We start from the raw sequence: 21,533 nt of genomic DNA, 5'->3' as shown, positions 1-21,533 counted from the left end.
CGCTCAATGAACGAGCGACACCAGCTATGAAGAAGCAGGTGGACGCCAGTTCCTACACCACGCCCCGGGACACTACCAAGAGGAACCATGACTCACGCTTTGATTGCGAAAGATAAGGTCGCTGTCGTGACGGGAGGCGCCTCAGGTATCGGGCTAGCGGCAGCCCGACAGTTTGCCGGGGCCGGAATGCGGATTGTACTGGTCGACCGGGACGGGGATCGTCTTGCCGCAGCAAGAAGCGAGCTTGCACCGACGGGGGTCGAGATCGCGGGCCTGCAGACCGACGTATCCGACCGGTCCGCGGTCGAGACCCTTGCAGAAGAGGTCTTTGCGCGTTTTGGAGCGGTGCATTTGTTAATGGACAACGCCGCCGTGCAACCGGGCAGCACCATGTTCGGCGAGGACGACGCGTGGGACGCCGTGCTCGCCACGAACCTGAGCGGCGTCATCCACGTCGCGCAGAGCTTTGGGGCGCGGATGCTCCGCTCTGGCGATGCCGGGCTCATCGTCGTCACCGGCTCGAAACAGGGCATCACGACACCGCCAGGCGATCCGGCATACAACGTCGCCAAGGCTGGCGTAAAGGTGTTCGCCGAGGCGCTTGCGCACGAGCTGCGCGGTGAAGACAATGTCCGCGTCGAAGTGCGCCTTCTAATCCCGGGCTTCGTATGGACGCCGCTCACTGCGGGGGGGCGCTCGGAGAAGCCCGACGGCGCCTGGACGCCGGAGCAGACGGCCGCGTTCATGCTGGACGCTCTTGATCGAGACGATTTTTACATTCTGTGCCCCGACGGTGAAGTGAACCGGGCCACCGACGAGCGCCGGATCCTCTGGGCGGCCGGTGACATTGTCGAAAACCGTCCGCCCCTTTCCCGGTGGCATCCCGAATGGGCGGACGCCTTCAAGGCTTGGGTAAGGAAGGAGGACCGGAACGGGCGAGACTGAACGCACATAGCTACTACCATTTGGTGCCTTCGCAGCGCCCTGCCTTTAGTCGATAGACTGCCCGCAGCGGTATCTGGCTGGTCTATCCGGTCTTTCGATCAGAGGAAGAAACGATCGAACCTCCCGACGGAAGTGCCTGCGCAATCGCTTGTGACAATCGCTTCTCGGGAAAAGGCTTTTCCAGTCGAACGGAGATATGTCGTTCGCCACCTTCCGGCATTTCCGCGTATCCGGTGGCAAGGATGATCGGGAGATCAGGGCGTCCGTCGTGGATCAACTCCGCGAGTTGCACCCCGGTCATCTTCGGCATCGCATGATCCGTGATGACGAGGTCGATATCCGCCCGTGTGGCGAGTATCTCGAGAGCCTTCTTCCCCGAATTCGCCTTGAGGACCTCGTAGCCCATATCTTCCAGCAATCCGACCGTTCCCATGAGCACAAGGACGTCGTCGTCGACCGCAAGAATTGTGGCTTTCTCCGTCCGTAAGGCCGACACTGGGCTTTCTACGGACTCGACAGGACGACGCTGCACCGCGTCCTTCGCGACGGGAAGAAGCAACTCCGCCGTCGTGCCTTTGCCCGGCTCACTCAAAAGGCGAAGCGTGCCGCCCGATTGACTGGCGAACCCGTAGACCATCGAAAGGCCAAGCCCGGTTCCCTTTCCAACGCCCTTGGTCGTGAAGAACGGCTCCATCGCCTGCGCCAGCGTCGCGGCATCCATACCCGTGCCGGTATCGGTGATCGCAATACGCACGTACGTGCCGGAGCCAAGCTCGCCGGATTCCACGTTGTCGAGCGCGATTATGAGCCTGCCATTTCCGTCCATCGCGTCCCGGCCGTTGACGCAGAGGTTCAGGAGCGCGAGTTCGAGCTGATTGGCATCGACGTGCGCCTCTGTCGTATCCGGCGATATCGCATAGGAAATCTCCACCTGTGGACCGAGGGAGCGCTCCAGAAGATCGCGCGTCCCTTCCAGCAAGGCTTCGACATTCACCGCTTGGGCGTCGAGTTCCTGTTTGCGGGCAAAGGCGAGCATTCTCTGCGTCAGCCCGGCGCCCCTGTCGGTGGCCAGGATCGCATTCTCGAGGAGCTTGGCCAGCCTGTCGTCCCCCGCTGGCAGGCGGCGCTCCATAAGCTCGAGGCTCGACCGGATTGCCATCAACAGGTTGTTGAAGTCGTGCGCGACGCCGCCCGTGAGTTGTCCGATCGTCTCGAGCTTCTGGCTCTGCCGCAGGGCCGACTCTGCCATGTCCCGAGCCGCTTCCGCGCGCTTCCGCTCCGTCACGTCGACAATGGACGCCATGATTCTCGACACGGTCCCATCGGGGGCAATCGTCGTGCGCGCCGAGATGAGAACATCCGCGAGTTCGCCATTCTTCTTGATGCAGACATACGGAAGGTCTTCGACGACCCCGGACTCGAACAGTGACTGACGATACTGGGAATCGTGCGCCGCAAGGCTTTCGGCGGAGATGAAATCCAGAATCTTGCGTCCGATCACCTCGTCGCGGCTGTCGTAACCCATGAAGGCTAGCCACCGGTCGCTGACGCTGACCAGACGCTCGGAGGCATCGAGGGAATGCAGGGCGACCGGGGTCTTGGTATAGAGATCGGCGAGCTCGGCGGTACGATCCCGGACCGCGGTTTCGAGATGTTCGCGTGACTCCGCGAGAGATTCGCGAGCCAGGACCTGCTCGTGGATATCGGTGCAGCTTCCATACCAGCGGATGATGCGACCGTCGTCGTCCCGCACCGGCTGGGCCCGGCCCAGAACCCAGCGGTACTGTCCCGTGCGATGTCTCAGCCGATATTCGATCTGATAGGTTTCGCCGGTTTCCAGACAATGGCGCCAGACCGACCAGGCGCGTTCCTGATCGTCGGGGTGGAACATGCCGTTCCAGCCTTCGCCATCGGTCGATCCGGCGGGCACCCCGGTAAACTCGTACCATCGGTCGTTATAGTAATCGTGGAAGCCGTCGGGTCGGGTTGTCCAAATCATCTGGTCGACGGAATTGGCGATGGCGAGAAACTTCTGCTCGCTGTCACGCAGATCCGCTTCGCGCGCCTGAAGCTCCAGCATACGCGCGCGCACTTCGTACTGGCGGTGGCGCGCCTTGAGGGCGGACCGTGCCGCGCGCACGATCTCGTCGCCATGCAGAGGACGGGACAACAGGAGGGCGTTGCCGAGCGCGTCGATCCTGTCGAGTTCCGCTGCGGTGCGCGTCGCCCCGGTCCCGTTCGTCATGACCACGAAGGGGAGGTCCGACCAGGCCGGCTGGTCGGCCAGCAGCGCCTGCAGAGTGCCAAGGTCGTGGCCCTGCAGCGCTTCCTCGGTGATCAGGACCGCGCCTATGCCTTGGGTGAGGAGATGACATAGATCACCTAGGGATCGCAGTACGACACATGGAACCTCCGCCGCGGCAAGAAGGGCTTCCGCAACGTCGGCATCGCGCCCGCGTGGGGCGAGGATCGCGACATGGCCGGCTTGGGGGCCGCTACTCGTCGGCATGTGCCTCGCCGTCGATCAGCCGCTCGCCCTTGACGACAAAGCTCGGACTTCCGCTGAGAACCCCTCGGAAGCCCTTCATCGGTGCACCTATGACCAGACCTGTTCGATTGATCTTGAGTTCGCGGATGGTACGCTCATGATCGGAAGTCCGGGTCTTGAGGACCGCCAGTGACTTTCGGATCTCGCCGTCCGCCTCGAAGAACCGCAGCAACATGACCGTGTCCGCGAGATAGCTCATGTCGACGTCTGAGCGCAGCTCGCCGGTGATGCCGTGCTGGGCCAGGATCATGAGAGAGATTACGCCTTTCTGGCTGAGATAGCTCAGGAGCTCGTGCATCTGCAGGACCAGGAAGTTGTCGCTCGGCATCGCGTGAAGATAGGCGTTGAGGCTGTCGATCACGATGACGCTGGCGCCGTCCGTCTCGACCGAGCTCTGGACGGCGCCAGCGAATTCGCCGGGCGAAAGTTCTGCCGGATCGATTTGCCGGAGCATCAGTTGCCCCGACTCGATATAGGGGCGCAGATCCATGCCGAGCGCGGCCGACCGGATCAGAAGCGTCCCCAGCCGTTCGTCGAACAGGTAATAGGCCGCCCGCTGCCCGCGCTCCAGCGCCGCGATCATGCAGCGGACCGCCGTGGTTGTCTTGCCCACGCCGGCGGGTCCCGACAGCAGCGTGTTGGTCCCCGGTGTCAGCCCGTGACCGAGCAGCGCATCGAGCTCCGCGAGGCCGGTCGACAATGGCCGGGCATCGAAGGTCGCGTGATGCTCGGCGGCAATCAGTCTCGGATAGACCCTGATGCCTCCCTTCTCGATGGTGAAGTCGTGATACCCGCCGCGGTACTGCAAACCGCGCATCTTGACGATCCTGAGGCGCCGACGTTCCGCCCCGAAGTCGCTTGCGGTCTGCTCCAGAAGGATGACGCCGTGGGCGATGGAATGCAGCTGCAGATCGCCTGGCTCCGCCGTGCGATCGTCGAGCATGAGCACGGTGCAGTTCCGGTTGGCGAAGAAGTGCTTCAATGCCAGGATCTGACGGCGGTAACGTAGCGGGTTCTGCGACAGGAGCCGAAGTTCCGACAGGCTGTCGAGCACGACGCGCTTCGGATTCGTCTCTTCGACCTTGGCAATGACGCCGCGTACGGTCTCGCCCAGTTCCACTTCGCTCGGATGAAGGAGGGATTGCTCGTTGTCCCCGCTTATCCCGTCCTCGCTGACCAGTTCGAACAGGTCGAGCTCGTCCAGGGACCAGCCATGCGACTGCGAGACTGCGGTCAGCTCGCTCGTCGTTTCCGACAGCGTGACGTAGAGACCTGCTTCTCCGGTGTTGAGACCCTCGAGAAGGAACTTCAACGCCAGCGTCGTCTTGCCCGTACCCGGCGTTCCCTCGACGAGATAAAGGCGAGAGCTGGTCAATCCCCCTTGCAGGATATGGTCAAGGCCATCGGTGCCGGTCAGGCTGCGTTCAGACTGCTCGACCGGCTTGGGTGTTTTCGTGGTTTTCGTCATTGTTCAGGCCTCGCGTTGTTGAGGCTCCTTATTTCTGATCGAAGGGCAATTACACTTCGTATGTGGCTCCCGCCGGTCGTTATCAACGGGTCCGTGGGGATGGACACGCCACATAGGGGCATAAACCTAGAAGCTGACACGCGCGCATTACGTCATCCGCCAGTTTCGAACCTCGAGTCCCGGCACGCGTTCGAACTCCTTCGTGTCCGCCGCCACGATCGGTATCCCGCGGGCGTTGGCCTGACCGGCGATCAGGACATCGAACGGGCCGACCTGCGTCCCCTGCCCTACGAGATGAGCGCGAATGGACCGATGGTTTTGAGAACCTCGAGGATGGTCGAGCGAAAACTAGATCGAGCGTTCCGCTGCGTGGTGGAGGTTTCGGACGACCTGCACGATCATTTCCGAGAAGGCGGGCTTCGCCAGGATCGGTGCGTCGAGCCGGGTAACGAGCTCGTCCTGTCGTTCCAGATCGCCCGTATGAAGCATGAACGGGACCTGCAGCGCCCGAAGCCTTACGGCGACCGCTTCGCACGTCTCGTTCTCCAGATTCACGTCGAGAATCGCGACGTCGGGGCGCATCTCATCGATCACGTGGAGGGCCTTTGCACAGTTTCGGACGCAAATCGGTTCGAACCCTGCATCCTCCAGCGTGTACTCAAGATCCATGAGGATGATCGGGGAATCGTCCAAAGCGAGGACGCGGATCGGCTGGTCATCGTGCTCTCTCATTACGAGGATCTTCCGGTGCCATAAGGTAGGGTGAGGCGGACCTCGAACCCGTCCGCGCTCCAGTCGTCGGCGATCGTTCCGTCCGCGCTCTGTAACAACGCTTCGATGATGCCCTTCCCCGTCTTCGACGCCGACCGCTCCGATGCCACCGCCTGGTCTACCCGCTCGCTCCAGAGCACGACGAGACGACGGTCCCCGTCCGCATCCTCGCCGTCCCGCCAGTCCACGTCGATCGTCGCGCCTTCCACGGACAGCGCGCCGTCCTCGACCGCGTTCGTCGCCAGTTCGTGAAGCGCCAGGCCCAGCACCGACACCACGTTGGTATCGGCACGCAGGCCGTTCCCGATGAACCGGAAGCGTGTCCCTCCGGGATCGTAAGGGGACAGCACGGCACGAATCGCCTGGCCGACCTCGATTGATCCCCGGCTCGCATCGTCCAGCGTCTGCTCATAGGCCCGTCCGAGCGCGCGGATCCGGCCGTTGATCGTGCGGGCGATCTCGGGATTGCCCTCGATCCGACCCGTCGTTCGCACGATCGACGTGATAACCGCGAACATGTTCTTCATGCGATGCGAAAGCTCGCGGGCCATGGCCTTGGAATGGGCCTCCTCGGCCCGTGCGGCATGGACGTCGGAGACGTCCCATTGGCTTCCGAAGTAGTACAGCAGCTCATTCCTGTCGTTGTAGATCGGACCCAGGTGAAGGGCGTTCCAGAAGCGCGAGCCGTCCTTGCGGTAGTTCAGCAATTCGACCACCGTCACGGACTCGGTCTCCAGCGCCTTGCGGATTCTCCGGACGGCCTCGGGATCGGTGTCCGGGCCTTGCAGGAAGCGACAGTTGCGCCCGACGATCTCACTTTCGGGGTAGCCGGTCAGGTCAATGAAGGCTCGGTTCGCGAAGACGATGGGGCTGTCGTCCCGGTTCGGATCGGACAAGCAGATCGCCATCCGCGTCTGTGCCATGGCTTGCTCGAAGAGGACGTCCGAGGCGCCGTCGAATTTCGTCTCGACATGGCTGTCACGGAACCTCTGGGGACTGTCGTCGAAGATGCGATAGGCCTGCCGGCTGTCTTTCGTCATCCAGCGGTTTGATCGATCTTGTCGCGTGCGGTCATCACAGAGGTCTTTCTTCACAGGATATGTCTGATTTCGTTGATAGTTCTACGGCTAAACGCGAATTCGCCGCCGGTTGATCCGTCGCGGTGTCGCAGCTGCTCAGGTCGGCAGCGTCACTCGGCCGGGCTATCCCATGGCGGTGCGCGGACCGACTGCCCAGGCTGGTCCATTGCAATCGGCGCGGGGACGTCTGGCGCATCGACCTTGGGCGGATGGGAAACGAGCTCGTATTTCTTGTCGATACGGTCAAAGGGATCGGCATGACGCAGGTCAGATCGCCGGCCGCTCGACTTGCAGCGGAAACTCGAGCGTCACCCGTACGCCGTCCGACTGCCAGTCGCGCTCCAGTCTGCCGCCGAGCTGCACGGCGGCCTGCGCCATCATCGCCGATCCGAAGCCGTCTTTGCGGAATGACGGGACGCGGGGTCCGTCCTGCTCTGTCCAGACAAGCTTCAACGTCGCGCCACTCTCATCCACGGAACGCGTCCATAGAACGGTCACCCGACCCTGGTTCGTGGAAAGCGCGCCATACTTTACGGCATTGGTCGCCAACTCGTGGATGATCAGGCCAAGCGGGGTCACAGCCGTCACGGGCAGATCCACCACATCGCCCGACAGCATGAGGCGCGGCGCGGCTATCGCCGCGTCGGGTCCGCCCTCGGGCAGGTAGGGTTCGAGGATCGTGCTCAGCACATCGCGAAGCGGCACGATCTTGGCGTCGACTTTTCCCTGGCTGATCGAATGAGCAGCCGACAGCGCATGGATGCGGGCCTGAATGTTCTGGATGACCGTGTGGACGTCGCTCTGTCTCCGACCCGACAGGGACACGATGGACAGGATCACGGCGAACAGGTTTTTAACCCGATGGTTCAATTCATGCGCCAAGAGGTCGGAATGGGCGCGTGCGAGGCGGAGCTCCTCCGCGTCCAGTGCGGCGACCTCTGCTCGGGCGGCCCTTTGCGCCAACCAGAAGCCGAGCGCCACGAGCGCCAGAATGGCGCCGCCGAGAACACACAGGATCGGGAGCGTGCGCGCCTCCACGAGGCGTGCGATGGCCAGCGTGTCGCGTAGGGTCGCGTTTTCCGCCTCTTCCAACCGGCGGACGATCGTTCGGGTCCTGTCCATGATCCGCTTGCCCTCATCGCTCCGCACCAAGGCGAGCGCATCGGCGCGCTGTCCATCGCGGACCAGATCGATCGTCAGGCTGGCCTCATCGAGCTTCGTGCGGGCAAGTGCCTCCAGGCGATCGAGCCTGGCCCGCTGTCCAGGCGTCGCGGTACCTTCGAACGCCGTCCGCAACTTCACGATGGTCGCTAGCCAGGTTGCCGCCCCGCGCTCGTAGGGTTGCAGGTATTCCGGGTCGCCGGTGAGAAGGTAGCCGCGCTGGCCGGTCTCCACATCGACCCCCGCGCGCAGGCCTTCCCGCAGCAGGAACAGGATTTCGGTGGTCGTCTCGACCTGATGTCGCGCCCGCTGCTCGGCGACGACGGCCTGAAACAGCGCCGCACCGATGGCTGCCAGGATCAAGCACAGAGCCAGGACAAGGACACGCGAAGATATGTGAACGGAACGCAGGACCGCCGCAATGCCAACGCCAGGGACTGCTGGTTGGGTCATCGTCGTCATCAAAAGGATCCTCGACTAGGATCGTCGCATGTATTCGAGCGGTCTGCTGAACGAGACCGAGGAACGGGTTCGGTTCTGTGGCCCACGTTCGATCTTCATGAACCTCTGACGTATTATCCCAACCAAGCGTTTACGCTTCGTTAACCTTAGACGGCGTCGCTCTGCGCTACTGCCGTTAGTATGTGGACCTTGTTGTGCAAATCCTGCCTGGGATTCACATCGTGGGTCCGGTGGCATAGCTCCGTCCCGCAAAGTAGCGGCCTTTGGGCCGACACGAACGACTGGTGTCGGCCTGAATCGATCACCGCATGGCGAAGGCTCAGCCACCGAAGGCCCCGCCATCTTCATTGCTATCAAATTCTTCCTTTGATAGCAACGCGGAGAGGAGATCGCATCATGCCACAGCTGCTTGTCCGCCAGCTTCCCCCCGAGGTCCACCGCGCGCTCAAGGCGCGGGCGCGACAAGAGAACAAGAGCGCCGAAGCCGTCGCGCGCGAGATCCTGAGCGGCGCATTGTTGCCGGAGACCAGCCTCGGCTTCGGTCACAGGTTGGCTGCAATCTGGGCAGGTGCCGAACTGTCGGACATCGATTTCGAGGCCGATCGCGTTCCCTACGAGCCCCGCGACCTGCCGTGATCATCCTCGACACCAACGTGATGTCCGAGATCATGCGGCCGCGCCCCGCTCTCAGCGTGATGGCGTTTCTCGACACCCAGGCTGACACATCGCTTTATCTGACTACCGTGACCGTGGCCGAGATCATGGGCGGGGTAGAGTCCCACAAGGAGGAGGCGCGCCGCGATGACCTCCGGGCGCGGGCTGACCGAATGCTCGCGTTGTTTGCCGGCCGGGAGCTGGGGTTCGATCACAGCGCGTCGTTGATCTTTGGCACGGTCTTGGGCGAGACCCGACGCAGGGGCATCGCCGTCAGCTTCCAGGACTGCATGATCGCTGCGATCGCGCTTCATCGCGGCTGCACCGTCGCGACGCGAGACACAGTACCATTTCGAGCGGCAGGCGTGGACGTCATCGACCCATTCGAGGACGATGAGAAGTAGCGTCGGACCAATTCTTACCTCGGAACAGACTAGGGTCGTCGACCGCCACTTCTTACGGTCGACGCCTGATAGAGATTCGATCAGACGATCACACGGTGATGCCTTCCAAGATCGCACGGGCATCCTCCAGCTCGACGCCAAGGTAGCGGACCGTGTTGTCCATCTTCGTATGACCGAGGAGCAGCTGCACGGCGCACGTAGTCTTGTAGACCTGCGCCGCCTTGGTCCGATGCATCGAATGCGTCCCGTAGGCGCTTGGCTCAAGCCCGATAGCGGCGAACCAGTCCTTCCGCATCCTGCCGTATTACCGGGCCGAGAGGTGCGGGCTGTCGTAGAAACGGCTTGGCCACAAATGGATCGATCCGATCATTGCTGGACTAGCAATCCAGGCATGGACCGCCTCCCGCGTCGTCTCGGCGATTTCGAACCACACCGGGCGCGGCGTCTCAATCTGCACGACGCCGGACCGTTCCTTCACCCTGCCTGCAACAAAGACATCGACAACCCGAAGCCGAACCAAGACGTGCCGAGGCAATAGCGCGCGCTTCTGGCCGGCGATGCGGCCGCGGTTCCACGCGGGCGCGGGACAGGCACGTTGGTTATGAGCATGAGGTATCCTTCGATCCTCCATCACCACCCTGGCGCCCGCAGGATGCCGGCAGCGGACCTTAGCATGAGAGACGAGCTGAGGTCCGCTTCGAGCTCCCACCGAGACCTAGCTTATTGTACGACGGGCGCGGGGTTTGGCCGTATGGACCTCATCATACCCACGACCAGCCACCCTCCATCACGTCGGACGGGCGGCGGCTCACCCATCAGGTGCCGATTTGGCCCTCGATGGTGAAGCGCAGCCCGCCCGGCGCATACTCCGTACGGGAGGTCCCGCCGAAATAGCCGCCCGTGACCCGCCCGAGGATCTGCGAGCCGAACCCCTGGTGTTGGGGTTCGGCGACGATGGGCCCGTCCGTTTCGGTCCAGGTGAGGACAAAGGCGCGATCGGATGCCACGCTCCAGGCGATCGAGACCCGTCCGGCCGGCGTCGACAAAGCGCCGTACTTGCCGGCATTCGTCGCCAGTTCGTGCAGCGCCAGGGTGAGGCCGAGGACCTGCGGCCCCGTCAGCGCGACGTTGGGGCCCTCGATGGTGATGCGGCTCTCGTCGCTCCTGTATGGAGCCAGCGCTTGCTGCGCCACGTCGCGCAGTCCGGCCCCTTCGGTCGCGAGGTCGGTCAGCATATCCTGCGCCCGTCCCAGAGCCACCAGTCTTTCGGCCACGACCCTCCGGCCCTCGTCGAGCGAGCCGGCATGGCGCAGGCTCTGCACGGAGATGACCTGTGCGATCGTCAGGACGTTCTTCATCCGGTGCGCCAGCTCGCGCGCGACGATCTCACGCTCGGCGTTCGACCGGGCCCGGTCGATGGCGGCCGCGGTCCGATCCGCGACGCCGCGCACGAAGTTCTGCTCGTCCTCGGTCCAGTTCCGGGGCCGGACGTCGTTGACGAATGTCACCGCCTTCAGCCGGCGGCGCTCCATCAGCGGCACGTTGAGCAGGGCGCGGATGCCGATCGCTTCCAGCGGCTCCGGGTCCGGGACGTCCGGATGCGTCCGGCAATCCGACATCGCCACTGTCCCGCCACGCCGCAACGTCTCCGCATAAGTCCCGAAATTCTCGAATCGCAGACGGCCCACGAGGCTCTGGCCGCCGGGCGCATTCCAATCGGCGCGGATGTCGATGATCGAGCCGTCGACATCGAGCGTGCCGTATCCCGCCCGGCTCGCCCCGAGCGTCCGGCCGAGCGTCTCCGAAGCCAGCTCGACCATCTGGCGCACGTCCTCCATGTCCCGCAGCCGGTCGCCCAGATCGAGCAACGCGATCTGGCGCGCCAGCGCGTCGCGCTGCGCGGTACGGTCGCGCAGGATCTTCAGATAGCCGACCTGCCGTGCGCCGGGCGCATCGACGAGGTTCTCTTCAGCTGTGGGACCCTCCGTGTCGGGCCGGGCCACAAGCGGCATCATCCGTCCCGAAGCCCAGAACCGCCGCCCGTCCTTGGCCAGATGCCAACGTTCGTCCTTGGCCTGTCCCTGGTCGGTGGCCACTCGCATCTCGTAGTCCGGCTGTCCCGCCGCCACGTCCTCGGGCACGAAGAAGGTGGCAGCGGGGCGCCCGACGATCTCGTCGGCCGTCCAGCCCATGATGCGCTCGGCCCCCTCGTTCCAGCTCGTGATGGTGCCGTCCGCGGTCAGCGTGACGATCGCATAGTCAACCGCACTGTCGACGATGAGCTGGGCCAGGTGGAGGGGGTCGTGATCGAACCGGACTGGATCGGAGGAATTCCGATCAACGCCGTCTGGTTCGGACGCGGCTTGCTGGGTCATGGAAAATCGTCAGTCAGAAGGATTGTCGTGCTCCTATCGTATCACGACCCCTGCATAAACAGGCATGGTCGGCCATTCTCCCGCGCTCCCGGGTCCGATGACCGCCCGATCCAGGTTTCCGGCAACGAAGCACGACCTCGCCGCGTTCGTCTTTGCAGACAGCCCGCCCCGGGGCTCGTCTCGACCATCAGGATGTCTCTGACATCGCCGCCGAAAGGATCAGACCGTGCCTGCCGCCGATGACCCGCCACCCCCGGCCGAGCTCGCCTCCGCTCCCCGCAAGCTCGAAGGCTGGGTCGTTCTTCTGGTCGAGGACGAGCCCCTCATCGGCATGGACGTGACCGACACGCTCATCGAGGCAGGCGCGACCGTCATCGGGCCGGTGCGGACCGAGATCGCGGCCCTCGCGGCGATCGACCAGGCCCACGCGTCCCGCCGGATCACCGGGGCTGTCCTCGATGTCGACCTTGGGGGACATACCTCGCGCATGGTCGCCGAGCGGCTGAAGGGACTGGAGGTTCCGTTCATCCTTCATACAGGCAACTGGCCTGAAATCCGGGCCCTCGTCGCCAGCCTGAGCGCACCCGTCGTCGTCAAGCCGTCCCTGCCGGACGACATTGTCGACAGCCTGGCTGAGAGTTGAGCGTTCGCAGGCGCGCGCCAAGACTTGCCTGAAGACGGATGACGGGAGATTTAATGGCCGAAGTTCATTCGTCCCTCATGATCGCGTCGAGCGATACGGCAGCGGCGGCAGCCAGTTGCTCCGGATCGAGATCGGTCAACGCGCCGGCCCGCTTTCGCCAGCGTCCCGCGACCATTACCGCTTCGACGTTGCGTGAGCCCGCGGAATAGACCAGCAGCGCGGAAGGGTCGTCTTCCACCGGCCCCATGTTCACCGCTTCGGTGTTCACCATGATCAGGTCGGCCGCCTTGCCGGGTTCGATCGATCCGACACGGTCCGACAGACCGACGGTCCGTGCTCCGTCGATTGTTGCGAGTTCCAGAAGCCGCCGCGGCAGGATGGCGAGTTCATCGCCACTCGCCCCGGCTTCGACATTGTGCAGCATCCGCATGACCGCAAACATGTCGGGCGCGCCGGCCAGGGCGCCATCGATGCCGAGCGCGAGGGACCCTGAGACGAGATCGAAGTCGGAGATCCGCGTGATCCCGAAGCCGACCCGCTGCTCCGTGATCGGGGTCAGCGCCACACCGGCCCCCGCCCGTGCCACGGCGGCGAGCAGGTCCGGCGGCGCGTCGGTCGCATGGACCAGCAGCATGTCCGGACCCGGCAATCCGTTCTCGACCAGCCACGCAAGTTGCGACGGACCGTCCGCACCGCTGACATGCGTCGAGATCGGCAAGCCGAGCGCGCGCGCGATCGCGAGTTCGTCCAGTGCCCGCGCCTTCGCGGCCTCCCGCCCGTCCTGCCTCGGCACGCGCAGGCCGAAAGCCAGTTCGATCAGGCCGTCGCCGCCGAAATCCGACCGCGCCGCCAGAGCGCGAAGGTGGTCGAGATCGACGTAATCCTCCGGCGGAAGCGCGTCGTGCCCGGTATAGTGAAACCGTGCCCGTGTCCCCGATCGGACAAGCGCCGCCAGTGCGGCTTCGGCATCGGCCGGTCGCCGGATGTTATCGCAATAGGGAAATGTCGTCGTGATCCCCGCATCGAGGTTTCCGGCGGCGCCGAAGAGCGTGCCGATCCGCATGTCCTCCGGCCGGTAACGGGCGCCGAGCTGCTCCACGAGCGGAAAGTAGGCGGTCGCCTCGGACCGGCTGAACAGCCCGCGCATCTGCGACAGCCACAGATGCGTGTGCGTGTCGACGAAACCCGGCAGGACGATCCGGCCCTCGCCGGCGACGATCTCCACGTTCGGTACGGACAAGGCGGCGCCGACTCGTTCGATGCGGCCGTCCGCGACCAGCACGTCGGCTTCGGGCATGTCGCCGTCCGGCCCCATGGTCATCACGTAGGCGCCGCGGATCAGGATCGGGCGCGTCGCCGGCTGGGACCAGGCCGGTGCGGCCATCGCAGCAGTCATTCCGCCAAGAACGGCCCGGCGGGTCACGCCCCTCATCGGGCCTCCGCCGCTGCGATCAACGCGTCCGGCGACACCGTGCCGAGCAGGCGCGTAACCCCGCCCCCCGGCGCGAAGACGGCCATCGCGCCCTCGGGCAGGATTGTGTCCGGGAACCCATCGCCGGTGACCATCTCCAAAGGCGTGCGGTGGCCGACGAGGAGCAGGTTTTCTCCCTCGGGCGGCTCGGTCGCGAGGAGGCCCCGGGTGGCGGCGATCATGTCGCGCAGGTTGCCTCCCGCATAATCGTCGGCGACGAGATCCATCGTCACCTCGATCGCGTCGGGGCCGAAGGCCAGTTCGGCCGTATCGCGGGCGCGATAGACGGGGCTCGTGCGCACGTGCGCAAACTCGATGTCGAGCGCCTCGAAGGCGGCGCCGAGCTCCCGCGCCTGCGCGCGCCCCGCCTCCGACAGGTTGCGCTGTCCCGCCCGGTCGTCGAGCCGGCCCGTGTCGATCTGCGAATAGTCCGTCTCGGCATGCCGCAGGAACACGACGGTCCCACCGCTCTGCATGCGGGCGATCAAGTCCTGCTGGGCGAAGGCCGGGCTTGCGCATGCCAGAGACAGCAGCGTCGTCAGTACCAGTCGAAGTTCGCGAAGATAGCGCGTCACGAAAAACCCTATCCAGATCGCCGCTTCTGGCGGAGATGGAGATACAGGTCGGAGAAACGCCCCGCGATTTCGGTTGTTCCGATCCGAACCATCGAGAACGGCCATGTTTCGAACGAGGCACCGGGCGTCCGCGGGGAAATCGGCGTTGTCCGGGATCCGTTCGGCGAGGCAACCTGAAGCAGAGGCAAGCCATAGAACCTGGTAAAAGACAATTAGTTTAGCAGCCCCTTTTCTGATGCAACGTTTTGTAGAAATGTCGCGTTGGACGGGACGCTGGCTTAACCCGGAAAGGTTACCACATGCGCGCCCTGCCTATCGCAACCGCCGCCGTGATGCTGGCAATAGCGCCCATCACGCCCATGCTCGCTTCGGCCCAGCAAACCTCCGAGGCGGCGCCCGCGGCAGCCGATGTGGACGAGTTCGCCAGTGCAGCCGCCCAGAACAGCCTGACCGAGGTTCTGATGTCGGTGATAGCGCTCCAGAAGACCAACGATAAGCGGGTCGAGGATCATGCGTGGACCATGCTCGATCACCATTCGCGGGCGATGGGTGATCTGGCAGCGGCCCTGAGCCCGGATGCCGCGTTGCTGCCGACAGAACCCACTGACGCGCAGACGGCAACGCTCGAGGAAGTCCGCAACCTGGAGGGCACGGAGTTCGACGAGGCTTACTTTGCCCATCAGTTGGAGGCGCATGCGCGCGCCATCGGCGTCTTCGAGCAGGGTGAACAGGTATCCGACGATCAGGTCGCTCAGTATGCTCGTACGACGCTGCCGGTCCTGCGCACCCACCTCGAGATTACACGATTGCGGCAAGAGCAGCCCCCACAACCTCTGCAAGAGGAGTGAGTTCGCCGTCCCTTGAAGGATCGCGTCCTTTGAGCTTTCAGGATTCTGCGTAATACACCTTCCGGCCCATTTTTTCGTCCGGGACCGGTCGCAGTCCAGTCGCGTGGTCAGTCCACAAGCCAAGTCTCGGTTCGTCGGGTCAACGGTCAACCGATACAGATCCCGGTGTAACCTGTCGAACATCGCGCCTATTGAACTCGATGCAGGTCTCCGAATCCAACCAAAGGCCATTTCATGCGGAACTGGTTCAAACGTCAGAAATTTTGACGATAGGCAATTTTTTTGACGATTGGAGCTCCTGCCTAAAATCGCTGATCGGTTTCGACACAGGAGCCCACGGACACGGATCTCTCCTCGCCGCAAGACGCCCGGGACGGGTATACCCGTCCCGGACTTGTTCGTTATGGTGTCAGACCGCTTCGAGGTTGCGCGACCGCTCCGCCAGATCGGACATGAATTCGTCAGAGCCGTAGATCTTGTCGAGCGCACGATCGAGCTTCTGCGTCGCATCGTCTTCGCCAAGCGCCTCGGCGAAGGCCTTGGCCGTGCCGAACCCAGCCATCCCGTAATGGCACATCCGCTGATACTGGGCGATGATGGCGACATCGAGCACCGCGCCCTCGAGGTCGCTGTCGAGCGCGTGCTTCCGGGCTTCCTCGACCAGGCCTTCCATCCCCTTGCAATGCTCCTTCTGGACCTTCAGACCGGCCGCATCGAGAAGGGATTTGAGCATCTCGGTATGCTTGTCGATGCCGTCCTTGGCCTTCTCAAGTCTTTCGGCCAAGCTCTTGTCACTGGCCTTGCTGGACATCTTCGACACTGCCTTGGCCATCTGGTCGTTGGCAGACCAAAGGTCTTGCAGCTCTTCCTCGTAGAGATCCTTGAGCGTCGACATTTTCGCCATCCTTTTTCAGTTGCACCAGGCCGACGCGAAATCGCGTGTCCATCGATGAACGTGGTTGGGGGTGGGTTTGCTGCACGGGTCGAGCTTTGTGAGCGTGGCCAGCCTCCGGAGGCCACCTCTACGGCGAAGCTTGGATATAGGCCGAGATCGAAGGGCTGAATGCTGCTTTGGAGCGTGACCCTCGGAGCATGACCTGCCGGTCGTCTCGAAGGGCAGCAGACTTGATGCCATGCTGGAAGGGAAGTTACTGTAAATGTGTTAAGAACACCCTGTAAGCAACTATAATACAAGAAATTAATGTCCTAAGGATATTATGTTCAGAATTTGTTGGCTCAGGCCGCGGATCATATGGCTATCGATCATGAAGATAGACGTTTTTGCACGTATGGACTATATGATGGTCCATCCTTAGTCAGGTGGGATCAGGCAATGCAGATGAACGTGGCAGAAGCGAAGGCCAAGCTTTCGGAACTGGTAGCGGCGGCCGAGCGCGGCGAGGAGGTGGTGATCGCACGGGGCGGTCGCCCCGTCGTTCGGCTTGTACCTGCGGCGGCGTCTTGCGTCCGGTTGGGTCTCTTGGCAGGAATGGTGCCGCCCGAGAGCGTCCCGAGCTTTCTTGAACCTATGGACCCAGACGAACTCGCGGAATGGGGGTTGTGAGAGACGTCCTGATTGATACGCACGTCCTAGCCTGGTCGCTCATCGCACCGGAAGTTCTGGGGGCAAAAGTCCGTTCCATTCTAGAAAGCGGGACAGTGGTTTACGTCCCGCCCTGCGCCTTTCACGAGATCACGCTGAAGGTGCGCAAGGGAAAGTGGGACGCGATGGCCCGGCATGCGGAAAGGTTGGACGCGTTGAGCATGGCGCAGGGCTTCCGCGAAGCGCCGTACACCGCACGGATGGCTATGAAGGCAGGTTCGATGGATTGGGCGCATCCCGATCCGTTCGACCGAATGATCGCCGCGACGGCGCTCGAGATGGCTCTGCCGCTGATCTCGAAGGATGGCGCTTTTGACGATCTGACTAATATGCCAGCGTGGTACGGTCGAGTTTGGGAAGGCGAGATATAATCTGCTATGTTCTAAAGAGGATTTTTCAGAGTTAATGCCCCGGGGCCAAGACATTCCTTGTCAGGTCCAGAATGTCGAAGATCGAGACGATCCGTGACTTATCTCGCCCTCGTGCTTCGACCAAACGCCAGAACTTACGGTAGTTGTTTCCAGCTGCCCGGATGACGGCGGCGCTCTCGGCGCCGGATTGGGGAATCTCGACAATCTCGAATTGTTCGATGGAGGTGACGCGGTCGACGACGAAACCGACATAGTCGTTCGAGGCCGAATCCTGGACGACAACGGTCTTCAGGCTTTCGCTGGACGGGTGACCGGATTTCCAGCGCGCTGCGAGATCAATGATGGCGATCGCATTCCCTCGATGGTGAACGTAGCCGTCCGCTGTGTGGCTGTCCTCGGCATGGACAACGACGCTACGGTGGAACGTGGCGATCTCTCGTATGTCCGTCAGGGGGACATAGAACCGGCCCTCCGTCTCCAGTTCCAAGAAAGAGTGATGAGCCGACGACATCGGCTTGATGCCCTCTTCTCGCGTTTGCTGGTTGTAGTACGCAATTATGGCCCTGGTCTCCGGCATAGTGAGCAGCGCCGCCGGGTTGAGAACGACTTGGGGTGTCCTTCCCGAAGGCGCCTCGGCAAGACCCACCGCGGCTGAACCCGTCTGTCTGGTCCCCGGCAGGGATGCAGACGTCGAAAGTTTCGAGAGGGTATGCACGACATCGACGGGTACGGCGAAACGCAAGCCCTCGACATCGAGCACGAGAGCGCAGTTCGGAGCGGCGGCGCGTGGCACGCTGCGCTCCTCCGGCGCCAGCCGATCCAGAAGCAGGACGTCTTTGCCGCGTGCCGCGATCCGGCCGAGAGCTCCCGGCTGGGGGAGCGCCATCGTGACCACGGCCGGAGTGGTCACGATCTCGACGATATAGGAAACGTCTATGGCATACATGATGCCCTGACGCGTAACGCTCAAGCAGGACTTCGCACCGCAGCCTGGCGAACTATTTGCTATCTCCCCCCTGCCCCGCATCGCGGGGGTCGCCTCGCCGAAGGCAAGGCCTTTGAGAGCCAGGAGATCCGCCTCCATCAATACGGTGACCGGCCTTTCGTACCCCTCGACATGCGCAACGGGCGTGATCGTTGCGCCCGAGACGACATGGAGCGGCACGATGGCATCTAAACGCAGGGACTTTATCCCTTCGACCCGGTCAATGACGATTGCCGTCATCTTGTCGCCGAGCTTGAGGAGGACTGCATGACCCACATCTTCGATCGGCGCCACAGGATAGCCAAGGGTAATGCGCAGATCGACCAAGGGGTAGCACTGGCCGGCGTGTTCGAACGTGCCTAGAAAGGCAGTGCAACTTTCGGGGGCGGAAGCAAGCGATCGAGGTCGGGTAATCGCCGCGCTGACGAGACCGATCGGAAAGGCGACAAGATGGCTACCGATCTCAAAGAGCGCGACCGTGATCGAGGCATCAGGTTTCTCGACGGCGGTCGCAGTGCCGTCGGGCGGAAGTTCCGCCGGCAAGGTCGCGATAAGTAGAGGATCGACCGGGATCACGCCGCCAGTCCAGTCCGGCGCGCGGTCGCGGCGAGCAATACAGGTGTGGCGTCGGTTTGGCCCAGCAGGTTCTGGACGATCGTCTCGAACAGGTCGGCGCACTCGGTCTGCCGCTCCTGGGCTTCCCCGAGCGCCTTCATCGACGAAAGCGTTGCGTCGATCCCGCCCAGCAGTTTCTCCGAGATCGAGAGACAGCTTTGCGTTGCGTCTCCCCCCTCCCCGATCTGCTCCGACAGGGTGCGCATGAGGCGCATGATCTCCTGCGCGGAGGTCTGGCAACGTTCGGCCAGCTTGCGCACCTCGTCGGCCACGACCGAGAAGCCGATGCCGTGTTCGCCGGCACGCGCGGCCTCGATCGCCGCGTTGAACGCCAGCATGTTGGTCTGGTTGGCGAGGTTCTCGATCCGGGTCGTGACCTCGGCGATCTCGGTGCCCGAGCGCGTGATCGCGTCCAGGAGCGAGCGCGCACGGCCGAGCTCATCGGTCAGGAGCTCGCCCTGCCCGCGCGATCCCAAGGCGGACCCGTCGGCGCGGGACAGGGTCTCGGCGGCGGTTCCAAGGACGCTCTTCATCGCGCGCAGTTCCTCAGCCATGTTGCCGGCCTGTCGCTGGACCTGCTCTTCGAGCTCGACCTGACGCGTGATGTCGGTCGCGAACTTGGCGACCCCGCTCATGCGTCCCTGATCGTCGAAGATCGGGTTGTAGGTCGCCTGGATCCAGATATCGCGCCCGAATTTGCTGACCCTGCGGAAGCGGCCGGAATGAAAGCGACCGCTGGCGAGGTGGTGCCAGAACTCGGTGTACTCGTCCGATTTGACGTAGGCCGGGTCGCAGAACATGCTGTGATGCTCGCCCACGATCTCGGACTGGGTGTAGCCCATCACCCGCAGGAAATTGTCATTGGCGCGCACGACCTTTCCGGTGACGTCGAATTCGATCACCGCCTGGGCCCGTTCGATCGCCGTCATCTTGGCCTCGAAGGCATGGTTCTTCAGGCGCTCCGCGGTGACGTCCGTGGCGAACTTGACCACGCCCACGGGATTTCCGTCCGCGTCGAGGATCGGGTTGTAGGTGGCCTGGATCCAGACGTCGCGCCCGTCCTTGGCGATCCGCTTGAACTCGCCGCTCTCGTATTCTCCCGCGGCCAGTCGCTGCCAGAACTGTCTGTACTCGCTGCTCTGGGCGTATTCGGGATCGCAGAACATGCTGTGGCGCTTGCCGACGATCTCGGCGGGCATGTAGCCGAGGGCCGCGCAGAAGTTCTGGTTCGCGTGCCGGACATGGCCGTGGAGGTCGAATTCGATGCAGGCCTGGCTCCGCTCGATCGCCTTGAGCTTGCCCGCAGCGGTGACCGCGTCGATCGTCTGCTGCGTGATGTCCGTCGCGAACTTGATGATTTTGATCGCCTTGCCGCGCGCGTCGAGGACCGGGTTGTAGCTGGCCTGGATCCAGATGTCGGAGCCATCCTTGGCCCGCCGCTTGAACTCGCCCGACACGAACTCGCCGCGTCGCAGCTTTTGCCAAAGAGCCTTGTAGTCCGGAGAATCGACGAATTCGGGATGGCAAAACATCGCGTGATGCTCCCCGACGACCTCGTCCCGCGCGTAGCCGACGACGGAAAGGAAGTTGTCGTTCGCGTCTAGGACATGCCCGTCAAGCGAGAACTGGATGACACCCTGGACCCGGTTCAGGGCCGTCCAGAAGCTTTCGAGTTCCTGCTGGCGGGTCACCTCCGTGTCAGAGTCTTTAACTTCGGCGGATGCAGTTGGGGGCGTTTTGGCGGTGGCTTCGTTTGTCATGATAGCTCCTGCGGCATGGTGCTTTGCTGAGTGGCTATCGCCAGAGCGAACGGGACATCGCTGCCATAAGACGCCATCATCGCCTCCGCGGTACGCCTTCGACGTAAATATCTCCTTTCATGAGTTGAGAAGCCCGCCGGCAAGCTCGCCAAATCAGGTAGCAACGACATCAAGGGCGTCCGCCTTTCGACAACCGAAGACCGCGTTCCAGACGGAGAATGGCTTGGTCAGCAGCGTGGCGTTGATCATGTGACTGCCTACCTTGGCACTTCGATGCCGCCGGGGGGCGGTTACGCCCTATCAAAGCCCTGCGTCACGGCCCCCGTGAACCAGGTCACGCCCCATCACGTGAAGAGCTTCGGCATGGCCGATGAGCCGGAATGCGTGATCTGCAAGATGGTCCCGCGAGGTGGCGTTCCACATGGTCGGCGGGATACGTTCCAGCGCCCTGCGGTGCGAGGTCAGCGCGCCGGCTTCGTACCTTCCCTCGATGCTGTCTGCCAGCCGACCCAGATGCGTGGCTGCCGCCGCGAAGGATCAGAGCATCTTGCAACCAGGGTCTGACGGCCTTGCGATCGCCGCGCCGTTCGAGGTCAGGCCGAGCGTCAGGGTCAAGAGAAAGGTCGGTGATCGAGCCATGAGGCAGAGGTGGCTCGGTTTGTCTGAACAGGTTCCGGGCGTTTCCTGAGTGGATTTCCGCCTTGGTTACGCAGCGGCTGCCTGAGGCATCAACGGTTTGAAATAGGCCTGATCGGGGGTTTTCCCGTCAAGCGATGAATGTGGACGGCGGCTGTT

Annotated in this window: 20 protein-coding genes; 8 read left to right on the top strand and 12 right to left on the bottom strand. The window is 63.1% G+C overall.

What is annotated here, in order from left to right:
- Positions 1-87 precede the first annotated feature (87 nt).
- Positions 88-945 (top strand): SDR family NAD(P)-dependent oxidoreductase, encoded by an 858-nt coding sequence (locus Q1A87_RS20320; RefSeq protein ID WP_299655725.1) that lies wholly within the window; start codon positions 88-90, stop codon positions 943-945.
- A gap of 82 nt (positions 946-1,027) precedes the next feature.
- Here Q1A87_RS20320 and Q1A87_RS20315 read toward each other — a convergent pair whose 3' ends face one another.
- Positions 1,028-3,085, bottom strand: a complete 2,058-nt coding sequence (locus Q1A87_RS20315) for a hybrid sensor histidine kinase/response regulator (RefSeq protein ID WP_299655722.1) — start codon at positions 3,083-3,085, stop codon at positions 1,028-1,030.
- A gap of 12 nt (positions 3,086-3,097) precedes the next feature.
- Here Q1A87_RS20315 and Q1A87_RS20310 point away from each other — a divergent pair, with 12 nt between their 5' ends.
- Complete coding sequence (locus Q1A87_RS20310) at positions 3,098-3,322, top strand: hypothetical protein (protein WP_299655719.1); 225 nt, start codon at positions 3,098-3,100, stop codon at positions 3,320-3,322.
- A gap of 118 nt (positions 3,323-3,440) precedes the next feature.
- Here the strand turns inward: Q1A87_RS20310 and Q1A87_RS20305 are convergent, their stop codons facing one another.
- The 4 genes from Q1A87_RS20305 to Q1A87_RS20290 all read right to left on the bottom strand — a co-directional run bounded on the left by Q1A87_RS20305 (position 3,441) and on the right by Q1A87_RS20290 (position 8,335).
- Positions 3,441-4,961, bottom strand: a complete 1,521-nt coding sequence (locus Q1A87_RS20305) for an ATPase domain-containing protein (RefSeq protein ID WP_299655716.1) — start codon at positions 4,959-4,961, stop codon at positions 3,441-3,443.
- 348 nt (positions 4,962-5,309) lie between these two features.
- A complete protein-coding gene (locus Q1A87_RS20300; protein ID WP_299655713.1) occupies positions 5,310-5,693 on the bottom strand; it encodes a response regulator in 384 nt (127 codons plus the stop codon).
- Positions 5,693-6,772, bottom strand: a complete 1,080-nt coding sequence (locus Q1A87_RS20295) for a PAS domain-containing protein (protein ID WP_299655710.1) — start codon at positions 6,770-6,772, stop codon at positions 5,693-5,695. Before Q1A87_RS20295 ends, Q1A87_RS20300 begins: the two co-directional genes overlap by 1 nt.
- 306 nt (positions 6,773-7,078) lie before the next feature.
- A complete protein-coding gene (locus Q1A87_RS20290; RefSeq protein WP_299655707.1) occupies positions 7,079-8,335 on the bottom strand; it encodes a CHASE3 domain-containing protein in 1,257 nt (418 codons plus the stop codon).
- A gap of 495 nt (positions 8,336-8,830) precedes the next feature.
- On the opposite strand from Q1A87_RS20290, the gene Q1A87_RS20285 reads away from it, so the two are divergent.
- Positions 8,831-9,070 (top strand): plasmid stabilization protein, encoded by a 240-nt coding sequence (locus Q1A87_RS20285; RefSeq protein ID WP_299655704.1) that lies wholly within the window; start codon positions 8,831-8,833, stop codon positions 9,068-9,070.
- Positions 9,067-9,492 (top strand): type II toxin-antitoxin system VapC family toxin, encoded by a 426-nt coding sequence (locus tag Q1A87_RS20280; protein WP_299655701.1) that lies wholly within the window; start codon positions 9,067-9,069, stop codon positions 9,490-9,492. The genes Q1A87_RS20285 and Q1A87_RS20280 overlap by 4 nt, the downstream gene beginning before the upstream one ends.
- An 88-nt stretch (positions 9,493-9,580) precedes the next feature.
- Here the strand turns inward: Q1A87_RS20280 and Q1A87_RS24300 are convergent, their stop codons facing one another.
- On the bottom strand, positions 9,581-9,727 hold the full coding sequence (locus tag Q1A87_RS24300) for a hypothetical protein (protein ID WP_363323031.1): 147 nt from the start codon (positions 9,725-9,727) through the stop codon (positions 9,581-9,583).
- A 580-nt stretch (positions 9,728-10,307) separates the two neighbouring features.
- Positions 10,308-11,867 carry an HWE histidine kinase domain-containing protein gene (locus Q1A87_RS20270; protein ID WP_299655698.1) on the bottom strand — a complete coding sequence of 520 codons (1,560 nt, stop codon included), beginning with the start codon at positions 11,865-11,867 and terminating at the stop codon, positions 10,308-10,310.
- A 226-nt stretch (positions 11,868-12,093) separates the two neighbouring features.
- Between Q1A87_RS20270 and Q1A87_RS20265 the strand changes: the two genes are divergently transcribed.
- A complete protein-coding gene (locus Q1A87_RS20265) occupies positions 12,094-12,510 on the top strand; it encodes a hypothetical protein (protein WP_299655695.1) in 417 nt (138 codons plus the stop codon).
- Positions 12,511-12,574: 64 nt separating this feature from the next.
- Here Q1A87_RS20265 and Q1A87_RS20260 read toward each other — a convergent pair whose 3' ends face one another.
- Positions 12,575-13,942, bottom strand: a complete 1,368-nt coding sequence (locus Q1A87_RS20260; RefSeq protein WP_299655692.1) for an amidohydrolase family protein — start codon at positions 13,940-13,942, stop codon at positions 12,575-12,577.
- The gene (locus tag Q1A87_RS20255; protein WP_299655689.1) at positions 13,939-14,556 is read right to left on the bottom strand and encodes a histidine phosphatase family protein; all 618 of its coding nucleotides are present in this window, start codon (positions 14,554-14,556) and stop codon (positions 13,939-13,941) included. Before Q1A87_RS20255 ends, Q1A87_RS20260 begins: the two co-directional genes overlap by 4 nt.
- Positions 14,557-14,855: 299 nt before the next feature.
- Here Q1A87_RS20255 and Q1A87_RS20250 point away from each other — a divergent pair, with 299 nt between their 5' ends.
- Entirely contained in the window at positions 14,856-15,404 is a 549-nt protein-coding gene (locus Q1A87_RS20250) for a DUF4142 domain-containing protein (protein ID WP_299655686.1), read from the top strand.
- A gap of 409 nt (positions 15,405-15,813) precedes the next feature.
- Here the strand turns inward: Q1A87_RS20250 and Q1A87_RS20245 are convergent, their stop codons facing one another.
- Positions 15,814-16,299 carry a DUF892 family protein gene (locus Q1A87_RS20245; RefSeq protein ID WP_299655683.1) on the bottom strand — a complete coding sequence of 162 codons (486 nt, stop codon included), beginning with the start codon at positions 16,297-16,299 and terminating at the stop codon, positions 15,814-15,816.
- A gap of 438 nt (positions 16,300-16,737) precedes the next feature.
- On the opposite strand from Q1A87_RS20245, the gene Q1A87_RS20240 reads away from it, so the two are divergent.
- Positions 16,738-16,968, top strand: a complete 231-nt coding sequence (locus Q1A87_RS20240) for a type II toxin-antitoxin system prevent-host-death family antitoxin (protein WP_299655680.1) — start codon at positions 16,738-16,740, stop codon at positions 16,966-16,968.
- A complete protein-coding gene (locus tag Q1A87_RS20235; protein ID WP_299655677.1) occupies positions 16,965-17,378 on the top strand; it encodes a type II toxin-antitoxin system VapC family toxin in 414 nt (137 codons plus the stop codon). The genes Q1A87_RS20240 and Q1A87_RS20235 overlap by 4 nt, the downstream gene beginning before the upstream one ends.
- A 31-nt stretch (positions 17,379-17,409) precedes the next feature.
- Here Q1A87_RS20235 and Q1A87_RS20230 read toward each other — a convergent pair whose 3' ends face one another.
- The gene (locus Q1A87_RS20230) at positions 17,410-18,939 is read right to left on the bottom strand and encodes a chemotaxis protein CheW (protein WP_299655674.1); all 1,530 of its coding nucleotides are present in this window, start codon (positions 18,937-18,939) and stop codon (positions 17,410-17,412) included.
- Positions 18,936-20,669, bottom strand: a complete 1,734-nt coding sequence (locus Q1A87_RS20225) for a PAS domain-containing methyl-accepting chemotaxis protein (RefSeq protein WP_299655671.1) — start codon at positions 20,667-20,669, stop codon at positions 18,936-18,938. Before Q1A87_RS20225 ends, Q1A87_RS20230 begins: the two co-directional genes overlap by 4 nt.
- Positions 20,670-21,533 lie beyond the last annotated feature (864 nt).

Source organism: uncultured Jannaschia sp. (assembly GCF_947494055.1).
In the GTDB taxonomy this organism is placed as follows: Bacteria; Pseudomonadota; Alphaproteobacteria; order Rhodobacterales; family Rhodobacteraceae; genus Jannaschia.
The sequence above is the reverse complement of the archived record's forward strand: the minus strand, read 5'-3'. Positions and strand labels throughout refer to the sequence as shown.

Excerpts from the sequence above, each read along its gene's own strand:
- Q1A87_RS20295 (WP_299655710.1), bottom strand. The coding sequence starts at position 6,772 with ATGACGAAAGACAGCCGGCAGGCCTATCGCATCTTCGACGACAGTCCC.
- Q1A87_RS20305 (WP_299655716.1), bottom strand. The coding sequence starts at position 4,961 with ATGACGAAAACCACGAAAACACCCAAGCCGGTCGAGCAGTCTGAACGC.
- Q1A87_RS20310 (WP_299655719.1), top strand. The coding sequence starts at position 3,098 with ATGCAGAGGACGGGACAACAGGAGGGCGTTGCCGAGCGCGTCGATCCT.
- Q1A87_RS20270 (WP_299655698.1), bottom strand. The coding sequence starts at position 11,867 with ATGACCCAGCAAGCCGCGTCCGAACCAGACGGCGTTGATCGGAATTCC.
- Q1A87_RS20285 (WP_299655704.1), top strand. The coding sequence starts at position 8,831 with ATGCCACAGCTGCTTGTCCGCCAGCTTCCCCCCGAGGTCCACCGCGCG.
- Q1A87_RS20300 (WP_299655713.1), bottom strand. The coding sequence starts at position 5,693 with ATGAGAGAGCACGATGACCAGCCGATCCGCGTCCTCGCTTTGGACGAT.
- Q1A87_RS20320 (WP_299655725.1), top strand. The coding sequence starts at position 88 with ATGACTCACGCTTTGATTGCGAAAGATAAGGTCGCTGTCGTGACGGGA.
- Q1A87_RS20250 (WP_299655686.1), top strand. The coding sequence starts at position 14,856 with ATGCGCGCCCTGCCTATCGCAACCGCCGCCGTGATGCTGGCAATAGCG.
- Q1A87_RS24300 (WP_363323031.1), bottom strand. The coding sequence starts at position 9,727 with ATGCATCGGACCAAGGCGGCGCAGGTCTACAAGACTACGTGCGCCGTG.
- Q1A87_RS20240 (WP_299655680.1), top strand. The coding sequence starts at position 16,738 with ATGCAGATGAACGTGGCAGAAGCGAAGGCCAAGCTTTCGGAACTGGTA.
- Q1A87_RS20245 (WP_299655683.1), bottom strand. The coding sequence starts at position 16,299 with ATGTCGACGCTCAAGGATCTCTACGAGGAAGAGCTGCAAGACCTTTGG.
- Q1A87_RS20260 (WP_299655692.1), bottom strand. The coding sequence starts at position 13,942 with ATGAGGGGCGTGACCCGCCGGGCCGTTCTTGGCGGAATGACTGCTGCG.